At 56.9% G+C, this 17,251-nt stretch carries 11 protein-coding genes and 1 pseudogene; 4 read left to right on the forward strand and 8 right to left on the reverse strand.

What is annotated here, in order from left to right:
• Nucleotides 1-13 precede the first annotated feature (13 nt).
• A complete protein-coding gene (locus EYC87_RS15490) occupies nt 14-1,129 on the forward strand; it encodes a DUF1214 domain-containing protein (protein WP_279253657.1) in 1,116 nt (371 codons plus the stop codon).
• A gap of 51 nt (nt 1,130-1,180) precedes the next feature.
• Nucleotides 1,181-1,842 (forward strand): annotated as a pseudogene (locus tag EYC87_RS15495) (IS6 family transposase).
• A gap of 75 nt (nt 1,843-1,917) precedes the next feature.
• On the opposite strand, the gene EYC87_RS15500 reads toward EYC87_RS15495, so the two are convergent.
• Both EYC87_RS15500 and EYC87_RS15505 read right to left on the reverse strand, forming a co-directional pair.
• Nucleotides 1,918-3,867 carry an outer membrane protein assembly factor BamB family protein gene (locus tag EYC87_RS15500; RefSeq protein ID WP_279253658.1) on the reverse strand — a complete coding sequence of 650 codons (1,950 nt, stop codon included), beginning with the start codon at nt 3,865-3,867 and terminating at the stop codon, nt 1,918-1,920.
• Nucleotides 3,868-3,878: 11 nt separating this feature from the next.
• On the reverse strand, nt 3,879-5,123 hold the full coding sequence (locus tag EYC87_RS15505; protein ID WP_279253659.1) for a spinster family MFS transporter: 1,245 nt from the start codon (nt 5,121-5,123) through the stop codon (nt 3,879-3,881).
• Nucleotides 5,124-5,267: 144 nt separating this feature from the next.
• On the opposite strand from EYC87_RS15505, the gene EYC87_RS15510 reads away from it, so the two are divergent.
• Together EYC87_RS15510 and EYC87_RS15515 are read left to right on the forward strand one after the other, a co-directional pair.
• On the forward strand, nt 5,268-6,317 hold the full coding sequence (locus EYC87_RS15510; protein ID WP_279253660.1) for an AraC family transcriptional regulator: 1,050 nt from the start codon (nt 5,268-5,270) through the stop codon (nt 6,315-6,317).
• Nucleotides 6,318-6,352: 35 nt separating this feature from the next.
• Nucleotides 6,353-7,237: an alpha/beta fold hydrolase gene (locus EYC87_RS15515; protein ID WP_279253661.1), complete on the forward strand. Its 885-nt coding sequence runs from the start codon at nt 6,353-6,355 to the stop codon at nt 7,235-7,237.
• 21 nt (nt 7,238-7,258) lie between these two features.
• Here EYC87_RS15515 and EYC87_RS15520 read toward each other — a convergent pair whose 3' ends face one another.
• The 6 genes from EYC87_RS15520 to EYC87_RS15545 are packed head-to-tail and all read right to left on the reverse strand — an operon-like array spanning nt 7,259 to nt 17,210.
• A complete protein-coding gene (locus EYC87_RS15520) occupies nt 7,259-8,299 on the reverse strand; it encodes a glutathione S-transferase N-terminal domain-containing protein (RefSeq protein WP_279253662.1) in 1,041 nt (346 codons plus the stop codon).
• Nucleotides 8,296-9,336: an MBL fold metallo-hydrolase gene (locus EYC87_RS15525; RefSeq protein ID WP_279253663.1), complete on the reverse strand. Its 1,041-nt coding sequence runs from the start codon at nt 9,334-9,336 to the stop codon at nt 8,296-8,298. The genes EYC87_RS15520 and EYC87_RS15525 overlap by 4 nt, the downstream gene beginning before the upstream one ends.
• A 39-nt stretch (nt 9,337-9,375) precedes the next feature.
• Nucleotides 9,376-10,830, reverse strand: coding sequence for a flavin-containing monooxygenase (locus tag EYC87_RS15530; RefSeq protein ID WP_279253664.1), 1,455 nt, complete (start codon nt 10,828-10,830; stop codon nt 9,376-9,378).
• Nucleotides 10,831-10,843: 13 nt separating this feature from the next.
• A complete protein-coding gene (locus EYC87_RS15535; RefSeq protein WP_279253747.1) occupies nt 10,844-12,910 on the reverse strand; it encodes a DUF3604 domain-containing protein in 2,067 nt (688 codons plus the stop codon).
• An 11-nt stretch (nt 12,911-12,921) separates the two neighbouring features.
• On the reverse strand, nt 12,922-14,952 hold the full coding sequence (locus EYC87_RS15540; RefSeq protein WP_279253665.1) for a DUF3604 domain-containing protein: 2,031 nt from the start codon (nt 14,950-14,952) through the stop codon (nt 12,922-12,924).
• 41 nt (nt 14,953-14,993) lie between these two features.
• Complete coding sequence (locus EYC87_RS15545; RefSeq protein WP_279253666.1) at nt 14,994-17,210, reverse strand: TonB-dependent receptor; 2,217 nt, start codon at nt 17,208-17,210, stop codon at nt 14,994-14,996.
• Nucleotides 17,211-17,251 lie beyond the last annotated feature (41 nt).

The following is a 17,251-nucleotide window of genomic DNA, read 5'->3' on the forward strand; positions in this document are numbered from 1 at the left end:
GAGAGCACCGCCCATGCAAACAGCCAGCCGCACTGCACTGAGATCACTCATCGATACGCTGACAGAAATCGATGAGCGTTGGTCCGGCCCCGAGTGGAACCTGCACTCAGAGGAGGACGTTGCGGTTTCCCACCGCGCACTGATGCACATTTTAGAAGCGAGCATGGTCGGCTTTTTCGAACAGGACGCTGCCAGACCTGATCTAAGACGTATCACTACGCCCAGCCGCAAGCTTACCGGCGATAACCCCGACGCCGTCTACTTTGACGCCCCCCTGAGCGCGCAATACCGCTATGTACTGCACGGCTCCATGCACGGCGCCTCGTATTTCTCCCTTACCATCGAGGAAGGCACGGCCGAAGGCCATATGGCGAGCAACAGCGCCGGTGTGATTAACGATACAGAAATGCTTGTGGCAGACGACGGCAGCTTCACCCTGTATATCGGCGGTGAACCACGAGCGCGCAACTGGTTATCGCTGACCCCCGACGCCTCGCGGCTGACTACACGCCACTATTTCGAACACGAGCAGCCTGCAGCGCTGGACCCCGCCATGGAGCCGCGCATGCGGATCGAGTGCCTGGATGTGCAGCCGCCCGCCACCTCGCCCACAGATGCAAGCGTTGCTAGTAACATTACGCGCGTCACAAATGTACTCAGAAGCCGCACACTCGAGATGCCGCCCTTGGCAAACTCCTCACCCCCGCCCTTCGTCGCCCTAACACCGAATGAATTTCCAGCGCCGATCAAACCCGGTGATTTCGGATTCGCCGCGACCGATGCGCATTACTCAATGGCACCGTTTTTTCTCGGACCCGACCAAGCGCTCATTATTCGCGGGCGCTGGCCAACTTGCCGCTTCGCCAACCTGTGCCTGTGGAACCGCTTTCAGCAAACACTGGATTACCGTAGCCGCGAGGTGTCTATCAACCGCGCCCAAACGGTGACAGAGAAAGACGGCAGTTTCCGCCTGATAGTGGCGCACCAAAATCCTGGCGTTGCCAACTGGCTAGACACAGAGGGGCAACCCTTCGGCCTCATGTTTTGGCGCTTCTTTCTCGCCGAGGGCGAGGTGGTGACGCCAACCTGCGAAGTGGTGAAGCTGTCTGAGGTGGATAGCACTGTATGAACAAGCTCCGGTTCTGCCAAGTTAACTCCCCGAAGTTGATACAATCGGGCGATGAACACATACAAACGCCACCGCTTCCCGCCAGATATCATTTCCTATGCAGTCTGGCTCTACTATCGCTTCAATCTTAGTCACCGCGACATCGAAGATCTCCTGGCCGAGCGAGGCATCATCGTCACTCGAGAATCAATTCGCTTGTGGTATAACAAGTTTGGTGCTCTATACGCCAGACGTTTGAAACGAAAGCACCGGGGCTATGGCGATACCTTCTACATCGATGAAGTCTTCGTAACCTGTGGCGAGCTGTTGACCAGGATGGAGAAGTGGTTGATGTGTATCTTCAAGCCAGGCGAGATGGCGCTGCGGCTAAACAGTTCTTCAAGAGGTTATTGCGCAGTCATGGCGGAAAACCCAGGAAGATCGTGACTGATAAATTGCGGAGTTATGGCGTAGCGCATCGTGAGCTGATTCCTGAATCGATCCATAGTACTAAGCAGTATGAGAATAATCGGGCAGAGCAATCGCACGAGGCGACTAGGGTGAGGGAGCGGGGGATGCGGCGGTTCAAATCCACAAGGCAGGCACAGCGGTTCCTGGGTGTGCATGCAGCAGTCAGTAATCTGTTCAACCTCGGTAGGCATCTCGTACGTGCTCAGCACTATCGCGATCTCAGGATAAGTGCGTTTGAAGAATGGAGTAGGGCGGTTGCTTGAGAATCAGGGTGGGATTAGGGCAGTCTCAAAAAGTTAATTTGCCGATACCCCCGCCAGTGATGTTAACTACCTGATCTAGTCAAACATCCCACAGGCAGCGGACAATTCTGTTACCGCAAGCTCCAGATTGGCCGGAGTCAGCTTGACAGCGCTTTGCGCCAGTAAATCACCCAGCGTACTGGCTTTCTCAGCTCTCATGTCGCCATCATCTACCGCTTTCTCTATCGCGTTGCCGGCCTGCTTAAGCAATATCTTGATCTGCCGGATATCAGTATTGATCGCCGCCGACTCGGCAGCTTTGTCCAAATTGCTGGCATTGGCGGCGCGCGCCTCGGCCGCGCAGACCGCGTCTCGAGCCAATAGATCCAGGCGAATCGGTTTAAAGCGCGCAATACCGCCCGTAACATCCGGCGTTAAATCCGGATACAGGGCCTTACCCACGGCGCGCCGTAAGGGTGAGTGTGCGACATATATACTGCCATCGGCAGCCACCACGCTCATGGCCAGGGAATCTTCCCGGCCCTCGGCAAAGTAGCGCAGCTTGCCGGTTTTGCGATCCAGTAGGCCTATACCCATATGCAGCATCAGGGTCCTGCCGAGTATGGTTTTACCGCCACCGATCATAACAACCACACCGTTGGCGGTGGCCGTTGCCGTCAGAGCGTTGGATTGCACGTCCACGTTGGCATATCCATCAAAGCCGGTTAGCTCGGCCGTCCACGATCGGCTGCCGTTGTCGCCGTTGTCGATCAATTGGATTACGTCTTTGGCAGTCACCGCATACAGCTCATTGTTATCCGAAGCCACGGTGATGGAGGCGACCAGAGGCTCGCCTACATCCACGCGCCACACTTCCTGTAACTCGCTGTCCAGCGCGATAACATGGCCCTCGTTATCAGACATATACAGGCGCTGACCGTCTGCACTGAGGGCCGGTGTTGATCCGGTGCCGCCCTGGAAGGTCTTGCGGTTCAATACCTGAAATTCCAGGCCACCGTTGCCGGCATCCACGGTATTGACTAAGTCGAGGGCATAAATCGCGCCCAGTTCGGATCTGCCGTCCTCTGTGCCATCTTCTGCATCTGGCGCGGTAGCGGCCATATAAATACGGCTGGTATCAGGATCGATGCTGAAGAAGTTGGTCACCATACCGCCGCCACCGTAGATGTAATTTACGGCGGATGAGAACAAGCTCAGGCCGGCATCGGTTTTGCCGAAGGCCTTATCCATCAGCGGATCGACCCTATTGAGAATAAATTTGGGTATATTCGTCCCTGTGCCACTGATGGCGGGCGCGCCGGGTATTTGTCCGATAGTCGCTATCAGGTCACCAGTCTTGCGGTTGAAGGCAAACATGCCTCCGGCTTTGGTAATCGATACCAGCGAGTCTGTCGCCGGGTGATAGTTGAGGCTGTGAAACTTGGTCTTGTCTTTGTTGCCGGCGTCCTCAGCGGAAAGCTTTAGCCCCGTGGTTTTATGCCAGATCGTCGAGCCATCTGGCCTTAGCGCCATGACGCGGTCATAGCCCACGATATAGATGATCTGCTCCCCGGGGTTCTCCGGGTCATTTAATATGAATGCCGGGCTGCTCGCCTGAATCTCGTCGTCGGCGGGTATGCTCCAGCGTCTTTGACCGGTCTGGCCATCGAGTGAAACCAGCACCACGCGCTCGCCGTGATAGAACTGCGGGCTGAAGTAGAGGTTGCCCTGGTTATCAAGCAGGGGGCCATTGCCCACGAAGTACGCAGCCTCTGCCACCCAGTCCAGTTCAAACATCGGCGCGGCGACGCCCCAGACGCTATCTGAATTGGCTACATCCACGTGAATGGCATGCCAGGTAGTTGGTTCGGGGATGACGCTGTAGCCGTGCTGGCCCACGTCGCGCGCACCCACTGGCTTCCATTCGGTTTTGGCGGGCGGGCCGAATACCCTGGGATTATGGGGCCGATCGTCAAAGAAGGTCTTGTACACCGCAAAGCCAACGGCTGCGATCAGTAGCAAAGTGATAACTTTTCGGGTGTTCATTATCAAAGACCTTAGTTGTTGTTTGATTGCTGTCTGGCCAGTGCCCGGCCGCAGAGCCAGAAGTGCACCGAGCCCCACAAGCCCACCAGGGTAAAGTACGCTAGCGCCACGCCCAGAGCATCATCGCCATGGTAAGGCGTGAGCAGGTCGCTAAACAAACCTACCAGCAGCGGGCCAAGGCCCATTCCAATGAGGTTGAGGCACAACATCAGGATGGCCGAGGACACCGCTCGCATTTGCACGGGGGACAGCGTCTGCACCATGGCGAGCGTGGGTCCTATGACGTAGTTAGCCGCAAAGCCCGGAATAATAAATAACACTATTGCCGTGACCAGGTTGTCGGCCAGTAAGCCAGCGATGAAGAAGGGCAAGGTGACAAAGGGAACCGCGGCAAGCATCCAAATGCCATGTTGGAAGCCGCGATGGGAGAGACGATCGAACCACCTGGCAAAGGCCAGTGCGCCTATCGCCCCCGGGATGCCAAACACGCCGGCCATTAGCATGCCGGTCTGGGATTGGCTGAGGTCGTGTGCCCGAATGAAAAAGGTGGGTAACCACTGTGTGAAACCGTAGCTCAACAGCCCCGCAACGACGGAGCCAGCAACCAGGTGCCGCATGGCGGGGCTGGCCCACATCTTGGCCGCTGTGGTGAGTATGGGAGGGGGAGGCGGTGGTGTGTCTGTTTCAAAGGTTCCCCTCGCAGGTTCCTGTAATGATCTGGCCATCACAACGGCCAGTAGTAAGCCGGGTACACCCACGGATATCAGTGCGATGCGCCAGTTATAGGCCTCGGCGATAAGGCCACCGCCTACAAATCCGAACATCATGCCCAGGCTTCCCCCCAGCATCAGGATGGCCATGGCAAAGGCCCTGCGTTGGGGCGGGAAATAGTCAGCGATGATCGAGTGGCTGGCAGGATTTACCCCTGCCTCGCCAATGCCCACGCCGATACGCAGTATCAATAGGCTGATGAACCCCGCCGCGAAGCCGCTTAAGGCGGTCATTATGGAGAAGACAACCAGGCTGACAATGATGATCCATTTGCGACTGTATTGATCAGACAGGCGTGCAATAGGCAGCCCCATGGTGGCGTAAAACAGTGCGAATGAAATGCCACCGAGCAATCCTAACTGGGTATCGCTCAAACCGAATTCTGCTTTTATGTCCGGGAACAGGATCGACAGAATCATCCGGTCGCACATCGACAGGGTATAGGCCAGCATCAGCAGGGTCAGGGTGGTGCGATGGGGTTGCATTGGAGAGGGTCTTTTCCCAATTTTCACTGGGGTGGAGTATAGTGCCCGTGGGAACGAGCGTGGAATCATTTTCGGCCAAACACATCATGGATGTTTTCAGCTTGAGGGCATCGGTGCCCTCCTCCCACTGGCACGGACAGTGAGATGAAAATAGATCGAGTGCAGCGTGAGTTTTTCCGGCGGTTGGTTCTGCTGCTGGGGGAGAGGGGGATTGGTCTCAAGCAGTTGTTTGATGAGCTCCGCCTGCGCGGCGTCACTGTTACCGGCACAGGCCAGCCTGATTTCTCCCCCTCAGATGCGAGGATCCTGCTGGAAACCGCAGTGGATCTTTCACGCGACCCCTGCCTGATGATCCGCGTGGGACAGCAGCTCGGTATTGCAAGTTACGGTAGCTTTGGTTTCGCGTTGATGAGTTGTGCGAGCCTGCGCGAGACGATTCGCCTTTTACTTCGCTATGGGCAGGTTATGTTCAAACCCAGCTGGACAGCGCATGAGCATCAGGGTGGCTTGATATTGCGTGCCCATATTGAAGGGGGCACCGCTGCCCAGCAACAACTGTTGGCCGAGCTGAGTTTTTCCAATCTCACGACATTGAGCAGAGCACTGTACGGAAGCCAGATAGAGAATGCAGAGGGCGTAGAGATTCAGCTGAGTTATTCCAGGCCCTCGCATTCAGCGTGCTATGACAGCGCGTTTAACGTGCCGCTGAACTTCGACTGCGAGCGCAGTCAATTGATTCTCCCGCCGCAAGTACTGGATACGCCTGTTAAGACGGCGAACCGTTCCGAGCATGTTGTCTTTCAGCAGCAGTGCGAAGAAATCTTGCGAGGGATGAACAGTGTGGAGCAGACGACGGCCGCTGTAAGGCAGTTGCTGATCCAGTCCGCAGGCGACTTCCTCGATATTGCGCAGGTAGCGGATCGTCTGCATGTCAGTGAACGCACCCTCAGGCGGCGTCTGGGGGCCGAGTCGACCAGTTTCAGGTCTACCTTCGACGAGATCAGGGATGTGCTTGCCCGAGAGTATCTTGCAGAAACCGAGCTGACCGTTGCCGAGATAGCGCACTTGCTCAATTATGCCGAGACGGTCAATTTTCGCCGAGCGTTTGTGCGCTGGAACGGTATGACACCAAGCGAGTATCGCCGTCGGATGATGTCCGAAACTGATTCCCAGGGGATCATTGCTCCAGTGTAGAGTTATGGCCCCAATATATGCGGACGGCTTAGTCCATGTCAGAAAGTTATATCCAAGCCAATGGCGTCCGACTCGCCTACGAGGAGTTTGGCTCCGCGTCAGATCCTGCCATCCTGCTAATCATGGGGCTGGGCACCCAGATGATCAGTTGGCCCCTGTCGCTTTGTAATGGTCTGGCAAGCGCCGGTTTTCGTGTTATCCGTTTCGACAACCGTGACATCGGCCTGTCGGAAAAAATGGAAAACGCCCATATCCCGCGGGCCCCCAGCATGCTGCTGAGAACCACTCTGGGTCTGCCCCTCAGGGTGTCCTATACGCTGGATGACATGGCGGAAGACCTGATTGGATTACTGGATGCCCTGCACCTGAATCGGGCCCATCTGGTGGGTGCGTCGATGGGTGGCATGATCGGCCAGATCGCCACTTCGAGAAACCCCAATAGGATCCTTTCTTTCACTTCAATCATGTCATCCAGTGGCAACCCCAAGCTGCCCGGGGCCGCCAGGAAGGTAGTCCGCACCATGGTGAAACGCTCCCTGGGTATCGAGAAACCGAACCTCAAAAACACCATGGCCTTCCAGCGCATGATCGGCAGCCCGGGTTTCCCCGAGAGCGACGAAGAGCTCAGGAAGAAGGTGCTCGACAGCGTGGCGCGCAGTCTCCATCCCGAGGGATACTCACGCCACCTGGCCGCTATCATGGCCAGCGGCAGTCGGGTCAAACTGCTCAAGACCATCACTGCTCCCACCCTGGTCATTCACGGTCGGGAAGACGCCCTGGTACCCCTGGAATGCGGTATCGATACCGCGCGACATATTCCCGATGCCCGCCTGAAGATTATCGACGGCATGGGACACAACCTGCCGGAAGCCCTGATGCCGCGCCTGCTCGAATTGATTGCGGCACATGTCGCTACCTAAGAGCTCGGTATATCGGCTGAATCAGTTTTTCACGAGCATGCGTTCGATGCCAGTGCCTTCAATGATCCGATTGACGCTGGCTCGGTCAGCTTCATTCAGTGCGCTATACCGTTCATAGGTCCACCTGAGGCACTTGGACTGGTAGGGGAAGGTCTGTTGCGACCACATGGCACCATCTATCTCGGCCTCCCAGGATTTTTCGCCTCTTTCTACTGCCTGGGCGTTGGCTAACTGAGCAGGAGCATACATGCGACCGATTTCTTTCAGCACGCCCTGCAAACTACGGGGCTGCTCGGCCAGGCTGATCCAATCTTCCTCTATGGGCTCAAGTCCAGTCTGGTCCCGCATGAGGTCGACCCAGGCGACGGTGCGGGGAGACACTTCATGGGCAATAGCCCGGGCTGTGGGATCGAAGCCCACCAGTTGGCTTAACTGACCGTAAAGGCCGAAGTCGCCTGCAGCGGGGCGGTTGCCCAGCATGTAATTCTGGTTGGCCAGGTGGGTTTCCATGGCGGTAAGGAAGCGGCGGTAGCTGGCGTCAATCACCGGTGCTGTGGCGTCATTGGAGCCGACCACGTAAAGGCGATTGACCTGACGCTCCTCGACCCAGGTTTTGAACTGACGATGGGCATCTTTCGGCATGCTGACGTCCATGCTCAGCGGCAATAGGGTACTGGCATTGTCCGCATCCACCTTTTGATGCCAGCGATAATGAAACATGTATTTGGTGCACCACTCGTCGGCGAAGTCCTCAATCAGGTAATCGATAAAAGCCAGCGCCGGGTCGCCGGGCAGTACTGAGCGACCCGGGTAGCTATCCTCCAGGCGACGGATAATAGGCGTGGAGTCGCACACAGCCTGAGTTTCTCCGGCGTTTTCAAAAAAGAAGGTAGGCTCGAGTATGGGCCTGGGTTGCTCCACGGCCATTGCTTCACAAGCCTCCGCAGGTATGCCCCAGTGAACGGCATAGGGAAGGCGCCGGTAGCGGAGCAGGGCGACCATTTTCTGGGTGTAGGGCGACCCTGTGCCGCCGACCAGCCGGATGGGTTCGTCGCTCTTCATGGGCGATTGACAATAATGTCGTCACTGTCGATGGGCAGTTCAAACCACATGAGGTCTTCTGTGATCAGGAAGTTGTCAGGTGCTCCACGCAGGAACACATCTTTCAGTAAAGCCGTTGGAGGCACAGGCACCAGGTGATAGAAGGCCACCATGCCCACGTTGGATTTTTCGCCGAGTTCAACCAGAGATTCCGTCGAAGCGTGGTAGTCCAGTACATCAGTAACAATTTGAGATTGCCGTGACTGGCCCGCTGCGCCCAATGCATTTGCCAGTGCACTCGCAGTTGGTAGTGATAGCGCGTCGTGCAGCAGTAAATCGGCTCCGTCGACTATTTTCAGCGTATTGTCGTTCACGTTACTGTCGCCCGAAATGACAACGCTGCGGCCCCGGTAGTCAACGCGGTAACCTACGGCGGGTTCGATGGGTGGGTGCTCGCCCATGTAGGCGGTTATCTTCAGTTCTCCATCCTCGAGTATGACGCCAGGTTCAATCGTCTTGTGTTCCAGCAAACCCAGCGCGGGCGGTAGCAAATCCTCCCCGTGGTGACCGATGCGATAAATACGATCCAGTCTGTAGCCGGCGTTAACCGCATCGGTTATCTCATCAACACCTTGCGGGCCATAGATGGTCAGGGGTTGTGGCCGGCCCTGCACCCAGGAGTTCAGGTTGACCTCATAGATTTCGGCGATGTGGTCCGAGTGGAAGTGCGTCAGCAAAAGCCCATCCAGTTGACTCATCGGCAGTCCCATGCGACTGATATTGTCGGTAGAACCGGCGCCGGAGTCGATCAAGAAGAAGTGCTCCGGCGTGATCACTGCTATACAGGCCTGGGCCTGCCCCATGCCTAACGGCGACGCGCTGCCACAGACATAGACTCGCAGGCTCTCAGATTCAGGCAAGGGTTCCGCGCCGCGCTTGGCGATACGGTTGGTGCCAAGTTCAAGTAGTTTATCCTGCACGCTGGGTACTTTCAGTAATGCGCGGCCGCCGCCAACAATGACCAGCAGGCCAAGCATAATTATCAGTATCTTTTTCATATCCCAGACTCCCCTGTGAACCGTCCGAATAGGTTTCGGCTAGCGGAATTCCAATTCAGTGTCGTTCAGACCTGCGATGCGCAATCCCATGAAATCCCTGATGTAGTTCTGGTAGTTCTTCCAGGGCAACCGGTCGCCGTTCTTGGGCATCTGGTCACGCGCGCGCATTACGTAGCCGGCGTCAAAATCTAGCAACGGTACCTCCTCGACGTCCCCATTCAGGCTCGGCGTGACCGTTGCATAGTTGCCACGTTCCATTTTTTTCAGCAAGCGGCAGACGTAGTTGCTGGTGAGGTCTGTTTTGAGGGTCCAGGACGAGTTGGTGTAGCCCACGGTAAATGCCAAATTGGGCAGGTCGGAAAACATCATGCCGCGATAGATGAAATGCTCTGTGATATCGATTTCCTTGTCGTCGATACTATGAACAATGCCACCGGCGAATTTCAGGTTAAGGCCAGTAGCCAGAACGACAATATCTGCGTCGAGCTGTCTGCCGGACTTGAGCTGGATTCCTTCGGCGTTAAAACTGTCGACGTGATCGGTGACGACCTCGGCGCGTCCTTTGCGAATGACTTCAAACATATCGCCGTCAGGGACAGCACACAAACGCTGATCCCATGGATTGTAGGGCGGGGTGAAGTGGGTGGCGACGTCATAATCCGGGCCCAGCGCTTGCTTAACTTGGCCCAGCAGGAATTTCTTGAGCGCTTTTGGTTTTTTTCGTGACAGCCTGTAAACATATATCTGGAACATCACCTTTTTCCAGCGGATCAGGCGAAAGATCCAACTATTGGGCAACCACTTACGCAGCTTTAATCCCATAGGGTCTTCACCGGGCACGTTGGCGATATAGGTTGGCGTGCGTTGCAGCATTACCAGGCTGCTGGTTTCGCCAGCCATTGCCGGTACGAGCGTTACCGCGGTGGCGCCGCTGCCGATCACCACCACTCGCTTGCCACGGTAGTCCAGGTCTTCGGGCCAGTGCTGGGCGTGAAACAGTTGTCCTGTGAACTCATCGCTGCCGGTGAATTCCGGCGTGTATCCCTGTTCGTAGTCGTAGTAACCGCAGCAGTTGAACATGAACATGCAGCTTACCGTTACGTGCTCACCAGTATCACTGCGCTCTGCGGTCACCAGCCAGCGTTTCTCGCGGGTTGACCAGTTTGCGCCGATCACCTTGTGCTGGTAGCGAATGTGTCGCTCCACATCGTACTCTGCAGCGGCTTCGCGAATATAACTGAGGATTTTATGACCTTCGGCGATGGTCGATTTGTCTTTCCAGGGCTTGAAGCCGTAGCTGTAAGTGTACATATCGCTGTCGGAGCGAAAGCCAGGGTAGCGAAACAGGTCCCAGGTGCCGCCACTGGTCTCGCGGGATTCAAGGATCATAAAGCTGTGGTTTGGGCACTGGCGGCGCAACTGACAGGCTCCGCCGATACCTGCCAGGCCGGCGCCGATTATCAGTACATCTACCTTTTCAATCTGATTACTCATAGGGATCGCTATCTCAATCTAGAAAATTGTTGTCCTGGCCCTGGGTGCTGTACCAGATAGGCGATGACCAGGCGCGTTCCTGGATAGTGGTTGGCAGGTCGGAGCGCGGTGTGACACCGTTGCGCAGAGCGTCCCAGGTGGACCACCTGCAAACTGGGTTCTCTAGCACGCGCACGTAATAGAATGCTTCCTGACCAGGTGTGAAGTCCGGGTCTTGCCACAGGGTTTTTAGTTCTGTTGATCCAACACCCGCCGTGGTTGAGCAATCCTCAAGATTTACCCGCGCGCCGTTGTCCGGGCAGCGATGGGTTTGAGGGTCTACGCTCAGCCCATCGGAGCAGGCAACGTCGTACACGCGCTCCTGGTTCTGGCCGCTCTCTAACCAGCCTTTGATGATTTGCACACGCTGCAACCTGGCTGTGTTTGGATCGGCCACAGCCCAGGTCAAAAATGTCGGTTGGTGATCATCGCTTGCCTGCAAGGTGCCACCCATAGTGGCACCGCTACGATAAGCGGCGCTCACCCCTTCGGTGCTGTCCAGTTCTGCATCTACCAGATCGTAACCAGCGAAAAACCTCACCTTTATCCGTGTCCCGCTGGTAGCAAAGGTTTCCTTGCGACGCAGCGCGTCATAAATCGCCTCACGTGTATTGGCTTCTGCCCATACCCCCGCGATTCCCGACGCGCCCCAGTACTTGTAGCCCGAAAAGTCGAGGTAGTCTTCTCCGTCTACTTCCTCGACCATTTCTGAGGCAGCCAACTTGACCAGGGTGCCGTAAAGAAAGCTAGCGGGCACAGAACCGCGCTTTTCCGGGGTGTCGTCAAACGAACCAATCTTGCCAAAATAATTGTCCTCCTGAAGCGAAGCTGCGCCTGTGTGCGTATCGCTGGAACCGATAACGCCGAATTTGAAGGGGTTTGCGCCTCCGGTCTCGGCCATGGACAAGCCGCGCTGCCAGGCGTTACGGACATAGCTGCCGCGGGGTTGACTGGGCATTCTGGTGGAGGTCCGCAGGGGAAAAATTTCGAAATTCGCCCACTCGTCATTCTTGGAGAGCAGTGGGTGGGTGTCTGATGTGCCTTTCACCTGAGTGATTTCCACCAGCGGTTCATTGCGCAAGCGTAGCTCGGCATACTCCTGATCAATGGCATTGCCCGCCCAGTCGGTAAACGCGAACATTGCGCCGTTGGAACCGTTGCTGTTATGAGGAATAGCCAGGCTCTCTATATCCTGCTTGCGCAGTTCATCCATCCAGCCCCACAGACCTTCGGGGTTGATACTGTTAAAGCGTGAGAAGGGCGCAGCGGGCAGGCGCTCGGTGCCGCGGAAAATTACGTTGCGGTGCAGGGCTTCCCGTTTCTTCGTGGACGAGCTGAATTCATAGCCGGCAAAGGTGGTGAATGTTCCAGGCTTGTAAGCCTCATTGGCGGCTTCCACGGTTTGCACCCAGGCTGATCTGCTGGCCTCATCTACCGTAGCGGCTTCGAGCGTGCCGTCCAGAAGGCTGGCTACCACGTCACTGATAAAGTTGTTAAAAACCTTGCTTCTTTTGGCGAGGTCGAGCAGGCCGCCGCCCACGGACTCATTGATGTTGTGATACGGCTTCGCCAGAGCGTATTGCGAGAACTGCGTGCTGGTATCTGCCGCTTCGTTGATCAACCCCAGGAGTACCGCATGATCAGTAACTGCGTAAAAATCCAGGGGTTGTGCAAGCTGTACTTCGAAGCCGCCCGGGTGTGTGATCGCCTCGCCTTGCGCATAACGATAGGCATCCGCCGGTGAAGCGGTAGTGCCAAAAGCTGAAGCGTCAAAAGAGAGGGTGGTATGCACATGCAGATCGCCAAAGTAGGCATTGCGATCTGGATTGGATTCCGGGAGTCTGTTACCAGACTCAGGCGATGCTGAAAACGTGATGATGCCATCACTCGCCGGAATGACTGTGTTCGTTGTCCGATAGTGTATTTGTGCCTCTGCGCGTCTATCGGCTTCAGATTGACCGTCGGAACAGGCAGCCGTCAGCGCGATGGCTGCGAGCGTTGTAATGCGAAACAGCACTGATCTTATCTGCTTGTTATCCATCTCTCGGGGTCTCACTGGTGAGGGTCCAGCCAGATTGGGCTGGTCCATGCGCGCTCCCGTATGGTCGCCGGGACGCGCGGGTCGGGCTCGCGCCCCAGGCGGATGGCATCGTAACTGGACCAGCGGCAGGTGGGATTCATCAGTACACGCACATAATAGAAAGCGCTCTGCTGAGGAGCGTAGTCTGGGTCATGCCAAAGCGTTTTCAGTTCATCGGCACCTGAGCCTGGGCTGAAGGTACAGCTTTTCAGGTCAACACTGGCACCATTGTCAGGGCAGCGGCCGGTGGCTGGATCTACGGTCAGGCCCTCTGCACATGCAATATCGACGACCTTCTCATGGGTTTGGCCCTGCTCATCGATCCAGCCTTTGATCATTTGCACGCGTTGCAGTGGCGCGTCCATTGGGTCACGGGTTGCCCATACAAAGAAGCCGGGAGAGCTCTCGGCTTTGCCGGCTGAATGGAGTACACCTCCCATGGGAACACCGCCGGCCCTCAAGGATTGAAGCCCATCAGGTGCATCGGTGACTGTTTCGTCAAAGCCCCAGCCAGCATAAAAACGCACGGCCATACGCGGACCGGAGGTCGCGTAAGTTTCGCGTCGGGCGAGGCCATCGAAAATTTCCTCGCGGTTGTTTTGGGGAGCCCACACTGCGGCCAGTCCACCGGAGGTGTGAAATTTCAGGGGCGTTTTGTAAGCGGCCCGCGTCTTATCAGTCTCTCTGAGACGACGAGCAGCGGAGGAGGTGGCGGCACCCACTGCGCCAGGGAAATCCCATTCTTCCACATCACCCGGGTTGGAGTTGTGGCTGTCGGTGGCGGCGATAAGACCCGTTTGCAATGGGTTAAAGCCAAGTTCCTGCTCAAGTTCCAGCCCAACTTTGAGACCCTGGCGGACAAAGCCTGTCTGGAAGGCACAGCCGTAGGTCTCGCCTGGCTCGCAGGGGTCCAGCACCTGCTCGAAGGCACACTCCTCATCGGTAGCGCCGACGCCCAGCGCGCATTCCTGCGCGCCCTTTATCTGGAAGATCTCCTGTAGCGGCTCGCGCTTCCTGCGCAGGCGCCAGTCAGCCTCGTTGTAAGCCTGGCCATCCCAGGTGTACCGCGAATACATCAGGCCCCAGGCCTTGTTGGGATTGTGGGGCATGGTCATGAAGTCACAGCCCTCGCCGCAGGTGGCCTCCAGGCCTTTCCACAGTTCGATGGCGTTGGGCACATCCAGGCTGGAGATTGCCCGCTCCGGCACGGCGTTGGAGCGGAAAATCACGTTGCGGTGGTGTTTGCCCTGTTCGGGCATACCGGGCGAGAACTCGTAGCCGATCAGCGTGGTCAGCTCACCCGGCTCATAGTACTTGTCAGCCAACTGGATATAGCGAGCCCAGTCCACTGCGGCATTGTCAAGGCATCGCTCCAGCGCGCCATCGCCAAACCGGCAGGTGGGGAATGCTCCCGGCTTTGGGGGGCGGCGACTCGTCGGCCGAAAGACGCCGGCCGGCAGTGAAGGGTCGCCGGGGACCACTTTGCCACGTGCGCCCTTGGTAAGAATCTGGAAGATCATGGGGTTGGGCTCGTTCGCGAGCCAGCAGGCGACCCGCTCGCTTAACGACAGCCCCGAGGTACCACAATGGGTGCGTGTGCCGAAGCCCTCTGCGTGATCGGTAATGGCCACAAAGTCCAGTGGACGGCTGAGTTGCATGACCTCGCCGCTGGGGCTGGTGAGGGGCTCGCCTTTGGCAAAGCGGTAGGCATCTTCAATGCCCAGTGTCGTACCGAACAGTGTGGCATCGAAGCTTTCACGCGTATGCAGGTGCAACTCGCCCCAGTACAGGTTCATATCAGGGTTGGGTGCCGCCCGGTATACTGCGCCCTGGGGAGGGGGCAGGTCCAGCTTGGTATTGTCCTGCAAGGCGTAGTCCCGCGGTGCAGTTTCCGGCCCGTTTCTTTCAGCTGACGCTTGCAGGGGCATCAACAGTTTTACCCAGACATAGCCGATTGCTGCGAGCAGTAGAACAACGACGAGTAATCCGATTCTCTTGAGCATGGTGTCCCTCGGCTTGAACCTGGTCCGGCTATTCCTTCAGCTTAATAGAATTCATAGCGCAGTGTTGCGCCATAGGTGCGCGGTGGTGTGAGGTAGTAGGCCCTCGAACCGCTGAAACGCTGAACCTGAGACGTGAGCCCAGCGTAGGCGTCCTCGGTGAGGTTCTTTCCCCAAATAGAAACATTCCAGTTATCGTTGCGCCATCCAATCTTGGCGTTGAGCAGTTCCCTGTCCTGGAAGGCTTCCTCGTCGGGCTCATTGCTGTTATTCGTCACATGGTCGTCCATGTACATATAATCACCGCGCAAGTAGACCACGCTGTCCGCAAGCGGAAACACCAGGGTCGCGCCGAGGTTGGCAGTGTATTCTGGCGTAGTAGACAGTTGCTTGCCTTCGTTTGGCCCGGAGACAACCTCATAGTCGTGCATGTAAAGCAGGCCCGCGGTGAGTATCAGGTTTTGCATTGCTGCCGCCTCGAGCTGCAGGTCCAGACCGGATACTTTCACTTCAGCCTCGTTGCTGACGATGGTGCCGCCATCGGGAAGCCCTTGCTGGAATTGATAATCCTCGACTTCTGTGTAGAAAATAGCCGAGTTCAGGCGCACCCTGGAGTCAAGGAAGGTCGACTTGGAGCCCATCTCATAGCTGATAGTGAATTCATCGTCGAATTCTCGCTCCTCGGCCGTGCCGTTAACGCCATTGAAGTTACCTGACTTGGTGCCGGTTGACGCACTGGCATAAAGCATTGTGTCGTCGCTGAGGTCATAGGCTGCTTTGAGCAACCAGTCCACATTGTCTGAAGAGCGTTCGAAGGTATCGTCAACTGGAGCACTGAGAATACTCAGGTAGCTTCTGGCGCCGGCAAATACAACCGCAGGGGCTGTGGATACGTTATCTGAAAACAGGTCGGCCTCGCGCGTCTCGTCCGTCCAGCGCAGGCCGCCGGTCAGGTGCCAGTTCTCGCCAATGTGCCAGGTCGCCTGGCCGAATACCGCCAGGGTTTCGTTGTCCCAGACGCCCTTGCCGAACAGGTAGTCGCCGGGTGCGGCAATCAGGTTGATGACCGGGCCGATTTCCTGGGAGGCGATGGTCGGGAAGTCTTCACCGATCACGACCGACGTGGAGCCGTCGCCGCGCTGGGTGGTCTGGTCGTAGAAGAACAGGCCGAGCAGCAGGTCGAGGTTTTCACCCACCTGTGTATCCAGGCGCAGTTCCTGGGAAATGCTGTCGCCGGCGTAAAATTCACCCTGTCCGTCGATGATGTCAAGCTGGCTGCGGTCCTGGTCAACGAGCGTGGTGTACTCGTAGTCGTTCCAGGCGGTGATGGAGGTGAGCCTGCCCCATTCCATGTCGTAGTCGATGTGCAGCGACAGGATGTCTGACTCCAGGGCGAACTCGCTCTCAATATTGGTGCCGACTTTATAATCCCTGGGGTCGTTTTTCACCTGGGGTAGTTCCTGAATCGCCAGTTCAGCCTGCACGGCTTCACCCTGGGTGGCGTCGGGGACACAGCATGTGTTGTCGCGATCAGCGTGGGAGCCTGACAGCAGGAAGCTCAAGCGGTTGGTGGGTTCCCACAACAGTTTGGCCTGGATATTCCAGTCATTGGCATCGTTGCCATCGACCGCGCCCACGTTTTCCATGTAGCCGTCGCGTTGGTGAGCGTTCCCCGAGAGACGGAAGGCCACAGTCTCGCTCAGGGGCCCCGTGGCCGCCAGGGTCAGGCTGCCCATTGCGTAGTTGCCAACCGATGCATCGACGTAGCCTTCGAACCCATCAAGACTGGGGCGCTTGGTAATGATACTAATTGCGCCGGCGTTGGTGTTTTTGCCGTAGAGAGTGCCCTGTGGGCCCTGTAGCACCTCGATACGCTCGATGTCTGTCAGGTCGGACATACCCAGTCCGCTGCGACCCAGGAACACGCCGTCGACGAATACGCCGACCGAAGGCTCCAGCGCCGGGTCGCTTTGTGCTGTGCCGATACCACGAATCTGCAGTTTGGTGGTGAAAGGACTTTGCACATTCAGGGTGTGCAGGCTGGGGGTCATGACCGCCAGATCAGCGGTATTGTTGATGCCCGCTTCGAGGATCGTGTCCGAGGTAAACGCGTTTACAGCTACCGGCACATCCTGCAGGCTCTCGGACCGTTTCTGGGCGGTAACGATGACTTCTTCCAGTACAAGCGACTCCTGGGCCAGAGCGCCAATGCCATACAAGGCCAGAGCCAGTGCGGATGTAATGGGTCTTGTTTTGATCATAGCGATTCACTGTCAAAATTATTTAGTTAGGCCAGTGACTA

Origin of the sequence: Candidatus Seongchinamella marina (assembly GCF_026262685.1) — a bacterium.
GTDB classification, from domain to species: Bacteria; Pseudomonadota; Gammaproteobacteria; order Pseudomonadales; family Halieaceae; genus Halioglobus; species Halioglobus marinus.